Origin of the sequence: Streptomyces sp. YIM 98790 (assembly GCF_011421595.1) — a bacterium.
Lineage (GTDB): Bacteria > Actinomycetota > Actinomycetes > Streptomycetales > Streptomycetaceae > Streptomyces.
In genome coordinates, this window is the sequence record NZ_WTLH01000339.1 from 1 (window position 1) to 3,085 (window position 3,085).

Consider the following 3,085-nt stretch of genomic DNA (forward strand, 5'->3'; position numbering starts at 1 on the left):
GCCGGCGGCGCGGGCCGCTCAGCCCGCCAGCTCGGCGGCCACGCCCACCGCTTCGGCGAGCGAGTCCACCACCGGCACCCCGGCCGCCTCCAGGGAGCGGCGGCTGTGCGAGCCGCCGGTGTAGAGCACGGCCCGGACGCCCGCGTGCGCGGCGGCCAGCGCGTCGTCGGTGGCATCGCCGATGACCACGGTGCGCTGCCGGTCCACCCCGGCCAGGGCCGCCACATGGCGGGCCATCTGCCGGGCCTTGCCCAGCCGCGGCCCGTGCCCGGCGTCGCCGTCCACCCGTACGAAGTGCCCGCCGATGCCGAGTTCACTCACCCAGGAACGCAGCCGCTCGTGGGGGGCGAGGGAGCACAGCGAGTGGGTGCCGCCCGAGTCCCCCCAGGAGACCAGCAGCTCGGCGGCGCCCTCGGCCAGGCCGGCCCGCTCCGCCCGGGCGAAGTAGTGGCGGTGGAACGCGGCGTCCATCCGCGCGTACTCCTCATCGGCGGGGCGCCGGCCCAGGACCCGCTCGTAGAACACCGGAATCGGCACGCAGAACATCTCCCGGTACTGCTCCAGCGTCAGCCGCGGCAGCTCCAGCTCGGCGAAGCAGGCGTTGGTCGCCTCCAGCACGACGTCGATGTCGTGCAGCAGGGTGCCGTTCCAGTCCCAGACGATGTGCGCCCGGCGGCGGTGCCCGGAGGCCGGGCCGGAGTCGCCGGAGGCGCGGGAGGGACGGGAGGGACGGGAGGGACGGGAGGGAGGGGAGCCGGGGGACGGGGTCCGCGGGGTCGTTCCGGAATCCATTCCCCGACGGTAAGGGCACCCTCTGACAGCGGCCCACTCCTTTTCCTCTCCGGTGCCTCTCCGGTGCCTCTCCGGTGCCTTCCGGGTCCGGTCCCCCTCCGCACCCGTGCCCCGGCCGCCCGCACGGCGGCCGGGGCACGGGTGCGGGAGGTGCGTGCCCCGGCTCAGGGCACGGGCAGGCGGCGGCCGGCCCGCCACTCGGCCACGGCCAGCCGGGTCTCCTCGGCGGTCAGGTCGGCGTTGATGGCCGCGGCGGCCCGCACCCCGGCCGCGGCGGCGCCGATCACCTGCTCGGTCACCTGGGCGGCATTGCCCGCCGCCCAGACCCCCGGCACCTCGGTCAGCCCGGTGGCNCGGCGGCCGGCCCGCCACTCGGCCACGGCCAGCCGGGTCTCCTCGGCGGTCAGGTCGGCGTTGATGGCCGCGGCGGCCCGCACCCCGGCCGCGGCGGCGCCGATCACCTGCTCGGTCACCTGGGCGGCATTGCCCGCCGCCCAGACCCCCGGCACCTCGGTCAGCCCGGTGGCGTCGGCGGGGATGCGGCTGCCGATGACCGTGCCGTTCACCTCCTGGGGCTGGGGGACCAGGCCCAGGGACGCCAGGAAGCCGGCCCGGGCGGTCAGGCCGGTGGCCACGGCCAGTGCCCGGCAGGGCAGCACCGCGGTTTCCTGCCGCCCGCCGGACCCGTCCGGTGCCGGGGAGGCGAGCCGGACCCCGGAGAGCCGCCCGTCGCCGTCCGTGTCCACCCCGGTCACCTCTCCCGCGGCCACGGTGATGCCGCGCGCCGCCAGCTGCTCCCCCTGCTCGTCGTCCGGCTCTGGGCCGGTGTGCAGGAAGAGGGTGACGCGCTCGCTCCACTGCCGCCACATCAGGGCCTGGTGCACGGCCAGGGGGCCGGTGCCCAGAATGCCGATCGGCTGCCCGCGCACCTCCCAGCCGTGGCAGTAGGGGCAGTGCAGCACGTCCCGGCCCCACAGCCCGGCGAGGCCCGGCACGTCGGGCAGCTCGTCGGTCAGGCCGGAGGTCACCAGCAGCCGGCGGGCGCGCACCGTGCCGCCGTCGGCCAGGGTGAGCCGGAAGCCGTGCGGGTCCTCGCGGACGGCGTCGGTCACGGTCCCGGTGCGGAACCGGGCTCCGTAGCGGCCGGCCTCGGCGCGGCCGGTGGCCAGCAGCTCGGCCGGGGGCGTGCCCTCGTGGCCCAGGTAGCCGTGCACGCCCTCGGCCGGGGCGTTGCGCGGCTGTCCGTCGTCCACCACCAGGACCGAGCGCCGGGCCCGCCCCAGGACCAGGGCTCCGCTCAGCCCGGCGGGGCCGCCGCCGATCACCGCCACGTCGTGGCGGCTGTCCGCCCCGTTCTGGCTGTCCGCCAGTTGTCCGTTCATGGGTGCCACCTCCATTCCGGTGGCCACCGTGCGCGCCCATGGCAGAGAACGCCAAGGAAAGTTGCCGGAACGGCAAGGCGGACGGCGCTACAGCAGGGTGTCCAGCTCCTGGACGGCGTACCAGAGCAGCTCGTGGTCGGCGGCGCCGTCCACCACGAAGCGGGCGTCCTCGTCACCGGCCTCGGCGGCGGGCAGGGCCTCGGCGGCGGCCGTGATGTCGGGCTCGGCATCCGCGCCGTCCACGTGCACCGAGGCGCATGCGGCCAGCGGGATCGTCCCGGCGAGCCGGACCTCGCCCAGGGTGACCGCGTCCAGGCCGAGCCCGGGATCGGCGGTGGGGACCGCCGCGCCGTCCGCGACGTCGGCGGCGACCACCACCCGGCGCGGGGGAATCTCCAGGTCGGCGGCGATCAGCCGGAGCGATGCCTGCGCGGCGCGGCCCATGGCCGCGTACTCCAGCTCCTCCTCGCTGCCGGAGAGGTACCACTCGCGCAGCCCGGGGGTGACGGCGTAGGCCGTCAGCGGCGCCGGACCGACTTCTCCGGCGCTGTGCAGCGTGGCCAGCGCCGGAAGGGTGAGCGGGACGTAGACGCGCATGGGGGTCACAATACGGCCTTCCGGTCCCCGGCCGCCCCGTACCGCCCGCCCGCGGCCGGGGCCCCGGGCGTCAGCGGTCCCGGCGGGCCCCACCCGGAAGGGGGACTTTCCTTGCCGGTGGGTAGTCCACTGCATACACTCCGCATTGTTACTGATCAGTAGGGCTCCGGGTCACGGGCCCGCCGAGGGGAGGGGTCTGTCTTGAGGATCAGCGAGCGCCGCACCGGCCGTCCCGCACGCACCAGCGGGCCGCCGGGACGGCGCGACAGCCGGCGGCCCGGCGGCTCCCGTCCCCCGGCACCGGCACCGGCCCC

The 3,085-nt window shown here is 76.9% G+C and carries 3 protein-coding genes; all 3 read right to left on the minus strand.

Annotated features, from left to right (window positions below; all coding sequences use genetic code 11):
* Positions 1 to 18 precede the first annotated feature (18 nt).
* A complete protein-coding gene (locus GQS09_RS27740) occupies positions 19 to 792 on the minus strand; it encodes an HAD family hydrolase (protein ID WP_165990274.1) in 774 nt (257 codons plus the stop codon).
* 164 nt (positions 793 to 956) lie between these two features.
* Positions 957 to 2,174, minus strand: coding sequence for an NAD(P)/FAD-dependent oxidoreductase (locus GQS09_RS27745; RefSeq protein WP_165990275.1), 1,218 nt, complete (start codon positions 2,172 to 2,174; stop codon positions 957 to 959).
* An 87-nt stretch (positions 2,175 to 2,261) separates the two neighbouring features.
* Positions 2,262 to 2,771 carry a DUF6912 family protein gene (locus tag GQS09_RS27750; protein WP_165990276.1) on the minus strand — a complete coding sequence of 170 codons (510 nt, stop codon included), beginning with the start codon at positions 2,769 to 2,771 and terminating at the stop codon, positions 2,262 to 2,264.
* Positions 2,772 to 3,085 lie beyond the last annotated feature (314 nt).